Genomic DNA, 14,137 nt, shown 5'->3' on the forward strand with positions numbered 1-14,137 from the left:
GTTTCAGGCCGATTTGCGCGATCGCCGTTGTAATTTCGGTGTAACCGCGCTGCCTGAGAGCTGTTTCTGTAGGGCCGCCATCGCGTCCTGCATCGAAGCCGCGTGAGTGTACCGTTCGGCCATAGCTCTTGTCTTCCAGCCGCCCATTGCCTGGATGGTGGCCGCATCAAGCCCAGCATGCGCAGCGTTGGTCGCCGCGGTGTGGCGCATAGTGTGCGGCGTGACGTGCTTGGTGATGCCAGCGGCGCGCACGCATCGCGCGAACACGGAGTTCATCTGGTACGCGCGTCCGCTGCCAGCGCGTGCGGACGGGAACAGAAAGTCGTCGGCCTGTAGACCTTTGATGACCTTGGCCAGGTACTCGGCCAGCACCTGCGGCATAGGCTGCTCGCGCCGGCCTGCCTTGTCCTTGCCGATCCACAGGATCCGCCGCTGCACGTCGACATCACCGGCGCGCAGGTTGAGAGCAGCGCTGTGCCGCAGCCCGGTGTAGAGGGTCACCATCACGAACCGGTGTGCCAATGGCGACAGATCCTCCTGTGCGGCCAGCAGCAGCCGCTGCGACTCTTCCGGGGTCAAGTAGACCAGCTTGCCCTGCGGCTCGCGCTGACGGGCCAGCAGCGGTGCTGCAGCGAGGATCTTCCGCCGCCGCATCGTGTTGAGCATGTGCAGCAGCGCAGAACGCTCACGGTTGATCGTGCCGGGGCTGGCACCCTCTCCTTTTCGCGTGGCCACATAGGCGAGCCAGTCATCGTCGGTCAGCCTGGCCACCGACCGGCGCCCGAGGTGCGGCTTGATGTGATCACGGAACCGCCGTTCCTTCGTCTCGATGTCCTTGCCGTCGTGCACCCGCAGATAGGCCAGGTAGTCGTCCGCTGCCTGTGCAACGGTCTGCGAGGCGTTTGCCTTGCTCCCCTGCACGCCGTGCCCAGCGCTGCGCTTGGCAGCCTTCAGCGTGGCAACCAGTTCCTCTGCCTGCGTGCGGGTGTACCCCTCCGACTCCAGCCCCACCACTTGGTGGTGCCGGCGCCTGGCCACCATGACGTTGACCGACCAGCGCCCGTCGCCGGCGGCAGTGCGGGTGTAGGTAATCCCGTGCTCGCTGAGGGACTGGCCAGGCTTTAGGCCACGCATGCCCGTTCGGGTGAGCTTCGTGAAACTGGTCACTTGCCTGAGTCAAGCCGCTGGAGGCGTGAATACCACATGCCTAGGTCGTCCAGGGCTTCCGTTAGCCAACGCTGCGCGTCATCGTCCGGCGCATGTTCCACATGCTCTGCCCACCGGCATACCTCACTGACCGCTTCCAATAGCGCATCAAGGACCACCTGCCGCTTCGGCGAGTTGTCCAAGCCATCAATGGTGCCCTGCAGGCGGTAAACAATCTCGGCATTGGTTGAGCGCCCAGCCCCTTGAGCAGCCTCCTCCAGCTTTGCGCGGAGCCCTTGGGGCATCCGGACGCTGAAATTACCAGTCTTCTCCGCCTCTGGCTTGGGGGGGCGGCCTGGACGCTTAGGGGTCGTGCTCGGCATTGGGGGCGGTGTCCTTATGGCGAACGCAAGATAACGCAAAAAAGTCTTGCAATCCAGAAAAGACCGTAATAGCCTTGATTGCGTTCGATATGAACGCAAATATCAACACCCCCCTTTCAAATGACAACCGAGCCTATGACTACCGAGCCCACCGACCTCCCAAGCTCACGCCTGAAGGGCCAAGACGCAGCGGCCTACCTCGGCCTGAGCCACAGCACTCTGGAGAAGATGCGTCACACCGGCCGCGGCCCACGTTACCTGAAGGTTGGAGGTAGGGTCTTTTACCGCCAGTCCGACCTTGACGCTTACTTGGACGCCGCCGTTGTTGAGACGACGGATAGCCGATCCCGTGCCGGCTGAAAAGAGAACGGCCCGCCCGGTTGCACCCGGAACGAGCCGTTGAGCCATCCCCGTACCCTCTCACAGGAACGAAGCGACCATGAACATGGTACTCACCCCCGCCGCCACTGCAACCCGGCCGGCCCAATCGCTTAAGCGCATCCCGAATGTCCTGGATGCCCTCCCCCTCGATGACCTGATGCTCTCGCTGGTGGTGCTCCGCACCGAGCGTCGACTCCGGCAGGCCTGGCGCAAGGCCTACACCAGCTCCCCGAACCTGCCTGCAGCCCGCGTGGCTATGGCTGAGATCGTCGCAATCGCCGGAGGGTTCAACGCATGAAAGCGACCGCACAGCCCAAGTTCCTGAAGGCCGTCCAGACCGTCACCGAACCGCCTCCGAATGCAAAAGCCCCCCGCCACACCGTTCATTGGTCCGATCAAGTCTGGCGTGCAAAGAAGTTGGAAGACGGCATCTCCAGCCGTCTCGGCAGCCTCGACAGGGTGCTGCAGGCAGTGACCGGCCTACACCGGATCCTGCTCAATGACGAACGCAACTCTGAATGGTGGGATGGCGTACGCGAATCAGGCCCAGGAGGCCTCATAGGAAGCGACGTCGAAGACTTGCATAACAGCATTGAGCTGCTTTTGATGCAGGCAGAGAACACGATGTTCGAGCTTCGCGAAGGGCCTGGTGTCTGGAGCGTCAAAGAGGGTGCCCGATGAGTGCCTCAAATGTCATCCCCTTCCCGGTAGCAGGCGGCCGACGAGAAATGCCCGAAATGCCGTCGGGGCTTGATGCAGCGCTTGCACGCCTGATCCGTATGGGTAACGACCCGGGAAGCGCCTTTGCCCGGAGGATGCAACAGCTCGATGCCGTACCCGCCCGCACCACCAGTAGGGGGACCGCATGAGCCGGCGCAGCCCTTCCTACTCGGAGCGCATTGCCGGCGTGGCCAGCCACACCGAGGCGATCTTCCAGTTCGCCGCATGGGCCACCCGGCGGCGACGCGCGCCGACCATCGCTGAGATCGTGGAACGCTGGGGCATGTCTCGGGCCTCGGCCTGCAGGTACCGCCAGGCGCTGATCCGCGCCGGTCTTGTCCAGGAGGTGAACTGATGTCCTACCAACCGATTCGCTGCCTCACGGCCCGGCAGCTACGCGGCGTCCCGCGCACGCACCTCCAGCGCTGGTTGGACAGCACCAAGACCGCAGAGGGCGCTCTGGACACGCTGATCGCGATGGGGTGCACCGCGCCCCAGTACGCCAACGATCGCGCCGTCTGCGAGCACAACCGCAAGTTGCTGACCAAGCAGCTGTCCCGCGTACTGGCCTGAAGGGCGGATCTCGATGTCCTACAGAATCCCCGAGCGGAAGCGCGCCAAGCACACTGGGCGCGGCAAGGGGCATTCCTTCGTCCAGATGCCGCACCACATGATTCAGTCGCAGCAGTTCTACAGGCTAGGCGGCGCCGCGGTGAAGCTGCTGCTGTTCCTGGCCGGGCAGTACAACGGCAAGAACAACGGCGACCTGAGCGCTACCGAGAGCATGGTTCGGACAGCTGGAGTCTGCACGCCCAGCAAGGTGCATGCCCTACTACAAGAGCTGGAAGACGCTGGCTTCATCGTCAAGACCCGGCACGGTATCAAACGGATGTGCAGTCTCTACGCGCTCACCTGGTATGGGATCGATGAATGCCCGGGCAAAGGGCTTGAAATAGGGCCCGGCCCAGCCCGCAACGACTGGCGAAAAACAGATCCATTACCCCCCTCAGGGGGGCTCATTACCCCCCTCAGGGAGGTAAAGGCAGCATGACGGCATGCTTTTACACCCCTCAAGGGGGTATCTGGGCTATTTCGCAGTGTCCTTTTACCCCCCTCAGGGTGGTCCCTTATATATATCTACCAAGCGGCAGCGCACGGGCGTCTGCTGCTGCCGTGCATCACCGCTTCCTGGGCACCTGCACTGCAAATGGCGAAAACCCGATTCCGGCGCTCGGCGGTTCGCATTCGCCGAGGCCTCGCCGAGCGCTCGCCACCGGATCGGCAGGTGCCGCGACGATACTGAGCACGCTGCCAGAGGTGCTATGCAGTGCTAGTAGCACCGGATACTCTGCTAGTAGCAGGCCCGCTCACTGCGGAATCACTGAGGCCTCACTGCCCCCTACCCCACCCCTTCGAAGGGGCTCCGCCGAAGGCTTCCCGGAAGGCTTTCGCCAAGGCTTTCCGCGTCCATGAGAAGGCACGCGCCGGCCACCACCTACAACCTGACCGATGCCAGTGACCAGGCTCGGTGGGAACGGGTGCATTGCTACCAGCCAGGCGAACTGCTGTCTGCCGTGCTCTGGCGGGAGTTTGCGGAGGTGGAGCGTGCGTGGCACCTGGATCCTGCTGTACTGGAAGCCTATCGCCGAGACCTGCAGCGACACGTCGAATCCATGGATGCGCTGGAACTCTCCATCGGCAATCAGGTGGCCACCGGCGATGACCCAACATGGTTATTGCACCGGCAGTCCGCGGCCGTGGTGTTGGAACGCGCGCAGCTCGCACCGCGACTCGCCGCAGGGTGTGCATGGGCAAAGGGGCAATCTAAGGGAGGTCGGCAGCGGGCAAAGCATGTTCGGGAGGATTGTGCCGATCGAGATCGCCGCATGATCGCCGTGGCCCAGACCGCTCTCAGAAACGGGAGGGACAAGAGGGAGTTGGTCGGCATCATCTGCGGAGGCTTCTCCTATCTGGGGAAGGGTGTTTCGAAGAGCACGGCTCGGCGCGTTCTGAGGAAGCACGGACTGATCGAATAGCCGCCAGTTCCATGAAGTAAGCACATGGAACTTTGCTCCGGTCCAATGCCCGCATGGACAACGGAACCGCACCGACCAACACTGACCGTAACAACGGTGCCGCTACGGCACCCCGCGATAGCCGTGGGCGCTTCGGACAGGGCAACGCAGGCCGCCGGCCTGGCTCCCGCAACAAGACCACGCTGGCGGCAATGGCCTTGCTGGACAAGGATTCCAAGCGCCTCACGCAGAAGGCCATCCAGATGGCACTGGCCGGCGATGCAGCGGCGATGCGTCTGTGCATGGAGCGATTGGTCCCTCCCACGCGCGAGCGCGTGATCCAGGTGGAACTGCCGATCCCTGAGACTCCCGCCGATGTGCCGGCCACCATGCGCGCCATTCTGGCCGCCGCTGCCGACGGAACGATCACTGCCACCGAGGCGGAGAAGCTGGGCCGCTGCGTAGAGACCTTCGCGCGTGCCCACGAACTGGCCGACTTCGATGCGCGCCTGCGCGCCCTGGAGGGCAAGCATGCGAGCTGATCGCTCCCGCCGCTTGGCGATGCTGGAGGCCCGTGTGGTGACTGCGACGCCCACCGCCGGAGACATCGCCACCTGGGCCGCCATCGAGCTGCTGATGGATTCTCACGGTCACCTGGTGGATTCCCGCTTTAAGGAGCAGATCGGCGATGGCTGCATCCGCGACGCCACCACGGCGAGAGAAGCCGCAGGCGTGGTCGTGGACTTCCTGGAGGCCATCGAAGCCGTGGACCCGGATGCAGCTGCCGAATTCTGGCGCGCCTCCGAGTTCTGGGCAGAGCGCGATGGCGCCACCCGACCGGCCACCTCGCGCCGACGCGCTTAACCCCGCTGGCCTGGATCACCAGCACCACCGCCGCACTCAGCGGCACCCGAAGGAGATACCAGTGAGCACATCCACCGCATTTACCGACCGAGTCACCGTGGGAGCAGCACGCAGAACCGCCGATGGCTACCTCGTGGCCGATGCCAAGGTGGCCCGCACCGGCGTTCAGGAGTACCTGGGCAGCGAGGTGGGCCGGCCTGACATGGCAGTGGTGCGGGTCTACCGCCCGGCCGAGGAAGTCTTCTCGGACGCGACCATGAAGAGCTTCGCGCACCGCCCCATGACCAACGATCATCCGCCGGAGCACGTCACCGCAGACAACTGGAAGAAGTACGCGGTGGGCCAGACCGGTGCCGAGGTGGTCCGCGATGGCGAGTTCGTCCGCGTCCAGCTGGTACTGATGGACAAGGCCACCATCGCAGCCTGGGAAACCGGCAAGCGCCAGCTGTCGATGGGCTACAACGCCGAGATCCACTTCGAGAGCGGCACCACGCCAGATGGCCAGGTATACGACGCGGTACAGCGGAAAATCTCCAACAACCACCTCTCGCTGGTCGACGTGGCACGGGGAGGCAGCCAGCTCCAGATCGATTCTGCGCCCGACCAGGCGGCGACCTTCCTGAAGCAGCTGACGGACGGCGGGCTGAGCGCAGCAGAGGCCGAACCGCTGGCGATCCAGCTTGCAGCCAATGCTGCTGCCGGCCAGCGCATGCTGGCGAATGCCTCGCAAGACGCTGCGGCAGCCCGAGACCACGCCCAGCGCTACAGCACCCGCAGCGTCATCGACGCTGCAGCAAACCCTGCCGCTGCTGCCTACAACGAGATGTGCGCGCAGCTGCAGCACGGCGGCGCCCGATAACAGGAGATCGCCATGGTTGATATCGCCGAACTTGGCTATCGCGTGGACTCGAGCGGTCTGGTCGAAGGCACGAAGGCGCTGGACGACAACGCGGCAGCCGCTGAGAAGGCCGGCACCGCTGCCGAGCGCTTGGAAAAATCGCAGAAGGGTGCCAGCAAGACGGCGTCCTACTGGGCCAACGAGCAGGCCAAGATCAACGCCCGCGTGCAGGAGATGGAGCGGATCGAGCAGAGGGCTGCGGTGGCCACGCGCCAAGCTGCCACTGCCACGGAGGCGCACGAACTGAACCTGCAGAAGTTGCTGGGGCAGATCAATCCGACGGTCGCGGCCCTGAACAAGCTTGCGGAACAGGAGGACCGCCTAGCCCGCGCGCGCGATCTTGGGCTGCTGCAGCCGCAGGTGTGGCAGCAGTACCAGAACATGTTGGATATGACCCGCGCGAAGACACTCGAGGTTTCGCGGTCGTCCGGCGTACTGGGTGGATCCCTCGGGAGGCTCAACCTCCACACCATCGAGACCCAGCAGAGCATCGCCACGCTGCTCCGCAGCCTGGCCAGCGGCGACGTGATGAGCGCTCAGTCATCAATCACCTCGCTCACCGCCCGAACGGGGGCACTGGGGGGTGCGTTCACCGCGACCGGCGTTGCGGTCGGTGGCACGGTAGCCGCAATCGCCGCAATCGGCGTGGCAGCTGCCAAGGGCTACATGGAGATGCGCGACCTGGACCGCCTCCTCATCGGCATGGGTGGATCCGCCGGGGCACTGACCGGCAGCCTCTCCAATGCCAGGAACGAGATTGGCCGGATGACCGGGGACTACCAAGGCGCGTCCTCGGCCATCAACCAGGTGATCCAGAGCGGGAGGGTACTCAGCGACAATGCCGCCAGCATTGCCTCCGCGGCTACCAGCATCGCGTCCCTCACTGGGCAGTCGATCGCCAGCGTCACCTCCAGCATCATGGACCTCGCTGACGGCGGCACGGATGCGCTGGCAAAGCTCAATCGGCAATACGGATTCCTGACCGTCGCCAGCTTCAACCACATTGAGGCGGTGCGAAGCGAGAAGGGCGAAACGGCCGCACTGCAGCTCGCACTGGTGGAGCTGGAGCGTGCCCAGAACGACCGCGTGCGCAGCATGCGGGAATCCGCCGGCACGCTGGAGAGAGCGTGGCGAGGGGTCAAGGGGGAGATCCTCGACACGATCCAGGCATTCAAGAACATCGGACGCACCGACATCGAGCAGCGCCTTCAAGAGGCCATCTGGAACCTGCACAACGTCCGTGCCACCACGTTCGGTGATCCGCTGCAGTCCGAACGCTACATGAAGGCCCGCGCCGAGGTTTCCCGCCTGCTCGGCGAGCGAATGAACATGCAGGACAAGGAGTGGGCTGAAGAGCGCAAGCGGCGTCAAGAGCGAGAGGTGATCGACGTCCAAGCGGCAGCCAAGGCTGAGGCCGCGGCCGCCTCCGATTCCATCAGCCTGCAGCTCGCCGGCCTGGACCGTGTTTCGGCCAAGCTCCTCGCACGAAACAAGATCATCGCGGCCTACAACAAGCTGGCCGACAACGATGCCCGGCACTTCGACGGGTCGATGCAGCGGCTGATCGCCAACGCTGAGGCGGAGGTGGACAAGCGCTTCAATCGCCAAGAGGGTGTCGGCAGGAAGAACGCCGACGATACCTCGACCCAGGCCTTCATCGCCAACATCCAGCGCCAGATCTCGGCGAACCAGCAGCTGGCCGAGAGCGGCAGCAAGGTGACAGCCAGCGATCGCATGGTGATCCAGGCGCGGCAGATGTTGGCCGACAAGACCAACACAATGACAGCGGCATCCCGGAGCCTGTTGCAGGCGCTGGTGCCGCAACTGCAGGCGACCGACGCTCAGGCAGAGGCCGAGGTGGAGCGCCAGCGGGGGATGCAGGCTAGCATCGCCCTCACGGAGCGCCTGGCGCAGCTGGAGAGCCAGCGGAAGAAGCAAGCGGCCATCGACCTGATGGGCCTCGGCTTGGGGACGGATGAGACCCAAGTGATGCAGCGCAAGCTGGACATCGAGCGCCAGTATCTGGACGAACAGGAGAAGCTGGACAAGGCCTATAACCGAGATCGCAACACGCTCAGTGCAGAAGCAATGGCGGTGCGCCAGGCTCAGTACGCTCAGGACACGGCAGCCCTGAAGGTCAGTCTGGCCGACTCGTTGAACGTCGAACGCAACTACCAGCAGTACCGGATGGCAGCGCTGACCAACTGGCGCCTTGGGGTCTCCCACGCCTGGAAGGACTATGCCTTCGCAGCAGCCAATGCCTACGACCAGGCGGGCTCAGTGATGACCACCGCTCTGAGCGGCTGGGAGGATGCCTGGGTGCGGTTCGCACAGACAGGAAAGCTGTCGTTCCGCGACATGGCCAACGCCATCGTTGCGGATCTGGCACGCATCGCTGCGAAGCAGGCGGCGGTGGGCATCATCAATGCGGTGGCTGGCGCATGGGGTGGCGGTGCCGGCGCTGGCAACTACACCGGCAACGGCACCGGCGCAGGCTCTATTGGCGGCTTCGGCAACAACTTTTCCAACTTCGGCGGCGGCAGGGCCAATGGTGGCCCCGTGCGTGGTTCGACGCTTTACGAAGTGGGCGAAGGTGGCCGGCCGGAGTTGTTCCAACAGAGGGGCAGGACGTATTTGATCCCGGGCAACGACGGCAACGTCATCCCGGCGGCACCAGCAGCGTCAAGTGGCGGGACCGCATCGAACGTACCAGCCCCTGTCTATGTGTCGATCACCATCGACGGAAATGGCAACTCCGATGTCCAGGCAGACAGCCCGGCACTGCAGCAGTTTGGGCAAGCGATGGGGCGAATCGCAGAGACGAAGTATCGAGAACTACAGTTGAAGGACATGCGCGATGGCGGCGTCTTGCGCTCGATGAAGTACCGCTAATAGACCATTTATGGCGCCGGGCCCTCGGCGCCCATCATCCATCAGGAGACCACATGAGCATTATCGAAGAGATCCGTGCGGAGATGAACCGCGGCACGCCCCTCACCTCAACGGAGGCCAAGCTGCTGTTGCTGAAGCTTGCGCCAGAGATGGCGAGCATCAATACACGTTGGTCAGAGATCGCTGTCGCCGGCCCGCGCAGTAGCAACCATGGTCCCGTCTACAAGAAGGCCCTGGCCAGCGGCACCCACGAAGAGGTGGCCGCGCTGCAGCAAGAATTCGACCGGCTCTCGGTCGATCGGGACCGCGTGAGGTCGATCCACGACACCCTGCACAGGATCCGGCAGGAAATGGCCGTCAAGGAAGCCAGCGAGGCGCTGCCGGGCCTGCAGGAGAAGCTGGAGGCCAGCATCACGCACGCGGAAGAGAAGGCTCAGGAGCTGGAGTGCTCGCTTGACAGCGTTCAAGAGGCATACGTCGAAGTATTCCAGGCCTTGGGCCTCGCCCACAGCGCAGGCCTCCCCAAGGCGGGTGCAAAGCCGGACGTGGTGAGGCGACTGCTTGCACTCAGCCATCGATCCCAAAGGAACCGGGGCGCGCTCGTTGGGCGTCCCGACATCCACATCGACAACCTCGGCGTCAACCTCGATGAAGCACGAGCTGCCGCACACGCAGGGTGGCACGCTTGAGCCGGGCCCGCCTGATCATCGATGCCGCCCGCATGGCGCCGGGCGTGGACATCCAAGACGACGAGAGCGCCGAGAGTATCCGTCGGCGTGCAGTGACCGCAGTCATGGGCGGTGAGTGGACTGACGGTCGATGCGACGAATACGTGTCCGGGCTCTTCGACATCTGCGTGATGGAGAAGCGCGAGGCCCCGCCGACCCCGATGCCGCCGGCCGGTAGGCCCAGGCACCACTGAATGCCCCGCGCGGTTTGATGGGCCGCGCCGGACCAGCCGGAGGTGTCCGTAACAACATCGGCAGTCGCTACGCTTTGTGGTTGGCGTGAAGCGACCGGTACCGCCCCTGGCTCAGGGGCGGTATCGTCAATCCACGTAGTTGGACCGAGGGTCCGTGCGCCGGCCCTCCCCCGTGGCCGTGTTCATCTCGATCTGGTCACCGGCACTGCGCCAGCACATGAGATCCCTCATGCCCGAGGCCGGGTCGCCAGGCTTCTGGACCGAGACCGCGTACCAGCCGTCGCATTGCCCACCAGCAGGCGATGAGGCATAGGTCAGCTCCCATTCGATGCCGTTGCCGCGCAGCTTCCCGGTGTAGGCGCGGTCGGCAGCTGCTGAAGGACCGCCGCTCACGCCCTCGGCGATGCCGGCGACCACAGCTGACCCGAAGAACAGCACTACCGGCAGGCCCAGCACCAGGACAATGCCCCACATGACCCGACGCGTCCTGCGCTCCTTGCGACTGATCGTCGGTGCACCGCAATGCGGACAAGCCTCTGCTTGGTCGCTGACCGACTTCCCACATTCTCCACACGTGATGAGCGTCATTCAGTCCGTCCTTAGCGGCAAGGGTGACTCCGAATCGCTTACTCAGTGGCCCGCTGCGAAGTAGCCAGCAGCCTTCTTGATGAAATCAAGCGTTTCCTGAGATCCCTGGAGATAGACATTGATGTCAAACGCATCGGGAGTCTTGCCTGTCGTGGCAGAGGCGCCTTCTTGCATTTTCTGAGAGCACGAATCAACGAGTGCGGCGATAGATGCTACCTGGTCGCTGTCGTTCTCGGTGGACTTCGCCAAAATTGCCGCGAGAAGCGCTTTCATTGCCATTATCGCGCCAGCTTCTTTCTGCTCGTAGTTGCTCATCGGTTGCCCCTAGGTGTCGGTGTAAGTTCGGTGTAACAGTGCCGGAAAAGCCTGGAAATTTCTAACGACCATAGATGACTGACAGCCCCGAGAATACGCTTCAAATAGCGTATTTTTGAGGCATTCTGCGCGCTAATGAAAAGAAGGGAATCCCGGCGTAACCGGATTATGAGTCCCCTGCTCTAACCGTTGAGCTATAGGCCCTGCGCAGCCTCACAGTGTAGTGAGGCCGCCATCGGGATTCCACTGCGCGCCACCCCAGGCCCTCACGCCATTACTGCCCCAGGCGCTGCATCAACCGCTCCAACGGCGCACGGTTGTGGTATTCCCCGCGCAGGCTGCGCTCGCGCTCGTCGCACTGTCCGTTGTCGGCCACCACCAGGTCGGTGCCGCGCAGCAGTACTCGCGTCGTGCAGCGCCCCTGATGCAGATGCAGCACGTCCTCATCCTCCTCTGCTGCAGCACGGCCCAGAACCCGCGGCGCCGCTCCCTCGTCGCTACCGGGCACGCTCAGTTCGAATGCGTCGCCCTTGGCTGCGATGTCGATGGCATTTCCGTCGCTGCGTTCCCAATGGGCGACCCAGTCGGTCAGGCTGGTCTCGACGTAGTTGCTGGTTTTCATCACGCGCGATTCCGGCGCCCAGCCCACCACTTCCTTGCTCGGCGAACGTGCTTTCACGCAGTAGTAGCTGTTCCAGCGGTCGCCGATCACCAGGCCGGTGCCCGGTTCCATCTCCTCGCCACTGCGGCACCCGTCCCGTTCCTCGTCCAGGCAGCCTTCTGCCTCGCCCAGCAGCAGCACCTGCCCGGCGTCGACCACGCGGCCCACGGCATAGTCGAACTGGCTGCTGAAGAAACTCTCGGCATTGCATGGCGGTGGTTGCGGAGTATCCGCCCAGGCAACCAGCGGTGACAGCGAGAGCAGCAGGATCGGCAGTTTCATCGGCATTCCATTGACCAGGGCGAAAACAGGACACGTATCCTATCCCGTCGCCTGCAACGCGGATGATCGCAGGCAAAAAACAAACCCCGCTTGCGCGGGGTCTGTCAGGTGCTTCATGTGCAGCGGATACGCGTCAATCGATATCCAGGAAGCTGCGCAGCTGCTCCGAGCGGCTCGGGTGACGCAGCTTGCGCAGGGCCTTCGCTTCGATCTGGCGGATGCGCTCGCGGGTCACGTCGAACTGCTTGCCGACCTCTTCCAGCGTGTGGTCGGTGTTCATGTCGATGCCGAAGCGCATGCGCAGCACCTTGGCTTCCCTCGGGGTGAGGCCGGCCAGCACGTCGCGCACGGTTTCAGACAGGTTGATGTTGGTGGTGTTCTCGATCGGGGACTCCACGTTGGTGTCCTCGATGAAGTCGCCCAGATGGGAATCCTCGTCGTCGCCGATCGGGGTTTCCATCGAGATCGGCTCCTTGGCGATCTTCATCACCTTGCGGATCTTGTCTTCCGGCATGTCCATTTCCTTGGCCAGCTCCTCCGGCGTAGCCTCGCGGCCGTACTGCTGGAGCATCTGGCGGGAAATGCGGTTCAACTTGTTGATCGTCTCGATCATGTGCACCGGAATACGGATGGTGCGCGCCTGGTCGGCGATCGAGCGGGTGATCGCCTGGCGGATCCACCAGGTGGCGTAGGTCGAGAACTTGTAACCGCGGCGGTACTCGAACTTGTCCACGGCCTTCATCAGGCCGATGTTGCCTTCCTGGATCAGGTCGAGGAACTGCAGGCCGCGGTTGGTGTACTTCTTGGCGATCGAGATCACCAGGCGCAGGTTGGCCTCGACCATTTCCTTCTTGGCCTTGCGCGCCTTGGCTTCACCGTAGGCCATGGCACGGCTGATTTCCTTCAGCTCTTCCAGGTCCAGCTGGGTCAGCTTCTCGATGTCGATCGTCGCCTGCTGTTCGGCGATGATCTGGTCCTTCACTTCGCGCAGGGCCGAAGACCACTTCTGCTTGCGCTTCAGTGCGTCTTCCACCCACTCCAGGTTGGTCTGGTTGCCTTCCCAGGAGCGGATGAAGTCCTTGCGCGGCATGCGGGCAGTAACGGTCGCCAGGTTCAGCACGCGGCGCTCATGGGCCTTGATCGACGCCATGGTGTCGCGCAGCTGCTTGGTCAGCACGTCGGTCAGCGGCAGCGGCAGCTTCAGGGTGACGAACACCGCGGACATCTCTTCGCGCAGGCGCGGCAGGTTCTTCTTGTCGCCCTTGGTCGCCGCCTTCTTGAAGGCATTGAAGGCATCGCTCAGCGCCTGCATGCGCGCAGCGACTTCCTCCGGATCCGGACCGGTCGGTGCGGCTTCTTCCTCGCCACCCTCGACATCATCGTCCTCGTCCTCGTCGCCTTCGGCGTCGGCATCGCTGCTGTCATCGGCAGCAGCCGCCGGCGGCGCCGGCTCTTCGTCGGCCAGGTCGTTGAAGCCAACGATCACTTCGGCCAGGCGCTTCTTGCCTTCCTTGTGGGCTTCGTAGTCGGTCAGCAGCGACTCGACCGAGACCGGGAACTGGCCGAGGGCGGCCTGGACCTGCGAAAGGCCTTCCTCGATGCGCTTGGCGATGGCGATTTCGCCTTCGCGGGTCAGCAGCTCGACGGTGCCCATTTCGCGCATGTACATGCGCACCGGGTCGGTGGTACGGCCACCTTCGGTGTCGAGCGCGCTCAGCGCAGCGGCGGCTTCTTCGGCCGCGGTGTCATCGACTTCGCGGTTACCGGTGTTGCCGTCGTTGAGAAGCAGGGTTTCCACATCCGGCGCAACTTCATGGACATCGATGCCCATGCCGTTGATCATGCCGATGATGTCTTCGATCTGTTCCGGGTCGACCATGTCGTCCGGCAGATGGTCATTGACTTCGGCGTAGGTCAGGTAGCCCTGTTCCAGGCCCTTGCTGATCAGTTGCTTGATTTCGGATTGGGCAGGACGTTCGTTGGCCATGTAGTGCTCGCGCCACCGGCTAGGGAGAAATAGGGAACGTAGCATTATACCAGCCCGGGGCCCTGCCTGCCGGGCGGTGGTCC

Annotated in this window: 19 protein-coding genes; 13 read left to right on the top strand and 6 right to left on the bottom strand. The window is 63.7% G+C overall.

Annotated elements, in window-relative coordinates:
* Window positions 1–3: 3 nt before the first annotated feature.
* Both ACZK1G_RS19635 and ACZK1G_RS19640 read right to left on the bottom strand, forming a co-directional pair.
* A complete protein-coding gene (locus ACZK1G_RS19635) occupies window positions 4–1,167 on the bottom strand; it encodes a tyrosine-type recombinase/integrase (protein WP_478447801.1) in 1,164 nt (387 codons plus the stop codon).
* Window positions 1,164–1,529, bottom strand: coding sequence for an Arc family DNA-binding protein (locus ACZK1G_RS19640; RefSeq protein ID WP_478447803.1), 366 nt, complete (start codon window positions 1,527–1,529; stop codon window positions 1,164–1,166). Before ACZK1G_RS19640 ends, ACZK1G_RS19635 begins: the two co-directional genes overlap by 4 nt.
* Window positions 1,530–1,757: 228 nt before the next feature.
* On the opposite strand from ACZK1G_RS19640, the gene ACZK1G_RS19645 reads away from it, so the two are divergent.
* The 13 genes from ACZK1G_RS19645 to ACZK1G_RS19705 all read left to right on the top strand — a co-directional run bounded on the left by ACZK1G_RS19645 (window position 1,758) and on the right by ACZK1G_RS19705 (window position 10,221).
* Entirely contained in the window at window positions 1,758–1,889 is a 132-nt protein-coding gene (locus ACZK1G_RS19645) for a hypothetical protein (protein WP_478448402.1), read from the top strand.
* Window positions 1,890–1,968: 79 nt separating this feature from the next.
* Window positions 1,969–2,208, top strand: a complete 240-nt coding sequence (locus ACZK1G_RS19650; RefSeq protein WP_478447805.1) for a hypothetical protein — start codon at window positions 1,969–1,971, stop codon at window positions 2,206–2,208.
* Window positions 2,205–2,591, top strand: coding sequence for a hypothetical protein (locus ACZK1G_RS19655; RefSeq protein WP_478447807.1), 387 nt, complete (start codon window positions 2,205–2,207; stop codon window positions 2,589–2,591). The genes ACZK1G_RS19650 and ACZK1G_RS19655 overlap by 4 nt, the downstream gene beginning before the upstream one ends.
* A 184-nt stretch (window positions 2,592–2,775) precedes the next feature.
* Complete coding sequence (locus ACZK1G_RS19660) at window positions 2,776–2,985, top strand: helix-turn-helix domain-containing protein (RefSeq protein WP_478447808.1); 210 nt, start codon at window positions 2,776–2,778, stop codon at window positions 2,983–2,985.
* Window positions 2,985–3,203 (top strand): hypothetical protein, encoded by a 219-nt coding sequence (locus ACZK1G_RS19665; protein WP_478447809.1) that lies wholly within the window; start codon window positions 2,985–2,987, stop codon window positions 3,201–3,203. Before ACZK1G_RS19660 ends, ACZK1G_RS19665 begins: the two co-directional genes overlap by 1 nt.
* A 13-nt stretch (window positions 3,204–3,216) precedes the next feature.
* Window positions 3,217–3,681, top strand: coding sequence for a hypothetical protein (locus ACZK1G_RS19670; RefSeq protein WP_478447810.1), 465 nt, complete (start codon window positions 3,217–3,219; stop codon window positions 3,679–3,681).
* 418 nt (window positions 3,682–4,099) lie between these two features.
* Window positions 4,100–4,666 (top strand): hypothetical protein, encoded by a 567-nt coding sequence (locus ACZK1G_RS19675; RefSeq protein ID WP_478447812.1) that lies wholly within the window; start codon window positions 4,100–4,102, stop codon window positions 4,664–4,666.
* A 53-nt stretch (window positions 4,667–4,719) separates the two neighbouring features.
* Window positions 4,720–5,187: a hypothetical protein gene (locus tag ACZK1G_RS19680; protein WP_478447814.1), complete on the top strand. Its 468-nt coding sequence runs from the start codon at window positions 4,720–4,722 to the stop codon at window positions 5,185–5,187.
* Window positions 5,177–5,509 carry a hypothetical protein gene (locus ACZK1G_RS19685; protein ID WP_478447816.1) on the top strand — a complete coding sequence of 111 codons (333 nt, stop codon included), beginning with the start codon at window positions 5,177–5,179 and terminating at the stop codon, window positions 5,507–5,509. Before ACZK1G_RS19680 ends, ACZK1G_RS19685 begins: the two co-directional genes overlap by 11 nt.
* A gap of 61 nt (window positions 5,510–5,570) precedes the next feature.
* A complete protein-coding gene (locus ACZK1G_RS19690) occupies window positions 5,571–6,368 on the top strand; it encodes a DUF2213 domain-containing protein (protein WP_478447817.1) in 798 nt (265 codons plus the stop codon).
* A 12-nt stretch (window positions 6,369–6,380) separates the two neighbouring features.
* Window positions 6,381–9,299 (top strand): phage tail tape measure protein, encoded by a 2,919-nt coding sequence (locus ACZK1G_RS19695; protein WP_478447819.1) that lies wholly within the window; start codon window positions 6,381–6,383, stop codon window positions 9,297–9,299.
* A gap of 53 nt (window positions 9,300–9,352) precedes the next feature.
* Window positions 9,353–9,988, top strand: coding sequence for a hypothetical protein (locus ACZK1G_RS19700; RefSeq protein ID WP_478447820.1), 636 nt, complete (start codon window positions 9,353–9,355; stop codon window positions 9,986–9,988).
* A complete protein-coding gene (locus tag ACZK1G_RS19705) occupies window positions 9,985–10,221 on the top strand; it encodes a hypothetical protein (RefSeq protein ID WP_478447822.1) in 237 nt (78 codons plus the stop codon). Before ACZK1G_RS19700 ends, ACZK1G_RS19705 begins: the two co-directional genes overlap by 4 nt.
* A gap of 126 nt (window positions 10,222–10,347) precedes the next feature.
* On the opposite strand, the gene ACZK1G_RS19710 is transcribed toward ACZK1G_RS19705, so the two are convergent.
* The 4 genes from ACZK1G_RS19710 to rpoD all read right to left on the bottom strand — a co-directional run bounded on the left by ACZK1G_RS19710 (window position 10,348) and on the right by rpoD (window position 14,054).
* Complete coding sequence (locus ACZK1G_RS19710) at window positions 10,348–10,695, bottom strand: hypothetical protein (RefSeq protein ID WP_279935129.1); 348 nt, start codon at window positions 10,693–10,695, stop codon at window positions 10,348–10,350.
* Window positions 10,696–10,851: 156 nt separating this feature from the next.
* Window positions 10,852–11,124: a hypothetical protein gene (locus ACZK1G_RS19715; RefSeq protein ID WP_279935131.1), complete on the bottom strand. Its 273-nt coding sequence runs from the start codon at window positions 11,122–11,124 to the stop codon at window positions 10,852–10,854.
* A gap of 274 nt (window positions 11,125–11,398) precedes the next feature.
* Window positions 11,399–12,067 carry a hypothetical protein gene (locus ACZK1G_RS19720; protein ID WP_030002860.1) on the bottom strand — a complete coding sequence of 223 codons (669 nt, stop codon included), beginning with the start codon at window positions 12,065–12,067 and terminating at the stop codon, window positions 11,399–11,401.
* Window positions 12,068–12,200: 133 nt separating this feature from the next.
* Window positions 12,201–14,054, bottom strand: coding sequence for an RNA polymerase sigma factor RpoD (gene rpoD / locus ACZK1G_RS19725; protein WP_014038623.1), 1,854 nt, complete (start codon window positions 14,052–14,054; stop codon window positions 12,201–12,203).
* Window positions 14,055–14,137: the final 83 nt, after the last annotated feature.

This window comes from Stenotrophomonas sp. 109824_Sma (genome assembly GCF_056480025.1).

What these genes read in the sequence shown, in the direction of transcription:
- ACZK1G_RS19640 (WP_478447803.1), bottom strand. Translation starts at nt 1,529, where the DNA reads ATGCCGAGCACGACCCCTAAGCGTCCAGGCCGCCCCCCCAAGCCAGAG.
- ACZK1G_RS19645 (WP_478448402.1), top strand. Translation starts at nt 1,758, where the DNA reads ATGCGTCACACCGGCCGCGGCCCACGTTACCTGAAGGTTGGAGGTAGG.
- ACZK1G_RS19650 (WP_478447805.1), top strand. Translation starts at nt 1,969, where the DNA reads ATGAACATGGTACTCACCCCCGCCGCCACTGCAACCCGGCCGGCCCAA.
- ACZK1G_RS19655 (WP_478447807.1), top strand. Translation starts at nt 2,205, where the DNA reads ATGAAAGCGACCGCACAGCCCAAGTTCCTGAAGGCCGTCCAGACCGTC.
- ACZK1G_RS19660 (WP_478447808.1), top strand. Translation starts at nt 2,776, where the DNA reads ATGAGCCGGCGCAGCCCTTCCTACTCGGAGCGCATTGCCGGCGTGGCC.
- ACZK1G_RS19665 (WP_478447809.1), top strand. Translation starts at nt 2,985, where the DNA reads ATGTCCTACCAACCGATTCGCTGCCTCACGGCCCGGCAGCTACGCGGC.
- ACZK1G_RS19670 (WP_478447810.1), top strand. Translation starts at nt 3,217, where the DNA reads ATGTCCTACAGAATCCCCGAGCGGAAGCGCGCCAAGCACACTGGGCGC.
- ACZK1G_RS19675 (WP_478447812.1), top strand. Translation starts at nt 4,100, where the DNA reads ATGAGAAGGCACGCGCCGGCCACCACCTACAACCTGACCGATGCCAGT.
- ACZK1G_RS19680 (WP_478447814.1), top strand. Translation starts at nt 4,720, where the DNA reads ATGGACAACGGAACCGCACCGACCAACACTGACCGTAACAACGGTGCC.
- ACZK1G_RS19685 (WP_478447816.1), top strand. Translation starts at nt 5,177, where the DNA reads ATGCGAGCTGATCGCTCCCGCCGCTTGGCGATGCTGGAGGCCCGTGTG.
- ACZK1G_RS19695 (WP_478447819.1), top strand. Translation starts at nt 6,381, where the DNA reads ATGGTTGATATCGCCGAACTTGGCTATCGCGTGGACTCGAGCGGTCTG.
- ACZK1G_RS19700 (WP_478447820.1), top strand. Translation starts at nt 9,353, where the DNA reads ATGAGCATTATCGAAGAGATCCGTGCGGAGATGAACCGCGGCACGCCC.
- ACZK1G_RS19710 (WP_279935129.1), bottom strand. Translation starts at nt 10,695, where the DNA reads ATGTGGGGCATTGTCCTGGTGCTGGGCCTGCCGGTAGTGCTGTTCTTC.
- ACZK1G_RS19715 (WP_279935131.1), bottom strand. Translation starts at nt 11,124, where the DNA reads ATGAGCAACTACGAGCAGAAAGAAGCTGGCGCGATAATGGCAATGAAA.
- ACZK1G_RS19720 (WP_030002860.1), bottom strand. Translation starts at nt 12,067, where the DNA reads ATGAAACTGCCGATCCTGCTGCTCTCGCTGTCACCGCTGGTTGCCTGG.
- rpoD (WP_014038623.1), bottom strand. Translation starts at nt 14,054, where the DNA reads ATGGCCAACGAACGTCCTGCCCAATCCGAAATCAAGCAACTGATCAGC.